The organism is Pseudarthrobacter sulfonivorans (genome assembly GCF_024391045.1).
In the GTDB taxonomy this organism is placed as follows: domain Bacteria; phylum Actinomycetota; class Actinomycetes; order Actinomycetales; family Micrococcaceae; genus Arthrobacter; species Arthrobacter sulfonivorans_B.
This window is the reverse complement of the sequence record NZ_JANFCZ010000064.1, coordinates 1-471: the sequence shown is the minus strand read 5'-3', so window position 1 is coordinate 471 and position 471 is coordinate 1. Positions and strand designations below refer to the sequence as shown.

Below are 471 nucleotides of genomic sequence, written 5' to 3'. Positions count from 1 at the left end.
CTCGTTCACCGAATCGTCCCCGGAAGCGTATGAGCGGCTGATCCTGGACGTGCTCCTGGGTGAACCGCCGCTGTTCCCGCGGCATGAGGAAGTGGAACTGTCCTGGAAAATCCTGGACCCCTTCGAAGACTACTGGGCCTCTCTGACCGAGCAGCCCGAACCGTATGCCCCGGGGTCCTGGGGACCCGCCAGCGCCGATGAACTGCTGGCCCGTGACGGACGAACCTGGAGAAGGCCATGATCGTTGACCTGCCGGACACCACCACCTCAAAGGTGTCCAAAAAACTCATGTCCCTGCGTGAGCAGGGCGGGGTGATCGCGCTCGGCCGGGTTCTGACCCTCGTGGTCGTGACCCGGTCCGGGCTGGAGGAAGAAGCGATCGAGGCCGCGAACGAAGCCAGCCGCGAACATCCCTGCCGGATCATCGTGCTCGCCGACGCCGGCGCCGAGGCCCCCAACCGGCTCGACGCG

The 471-nt window shown here is 65.8% G+C and carries 2 pseudogenes; both read left to right on the top strand.

What is annotated here, in order from left to right:
* Window positions 1-241: pseudogene (locus NQJ30_RS18885) on the top strand (glucose-6-phosphate dehydrogenase); the annotation flags it as partial.
* Window positions 238-471, top strand: a pseudogene (locus tag NQJ30_RS18880) (glucose-6-phosphate dehydrogenase assembly protein OpcA); the annotation flags it as partial. The pseudogenes NQJ30_RS18885 and NQJ30_RS18880, both read left to right, overlap by 4 nt.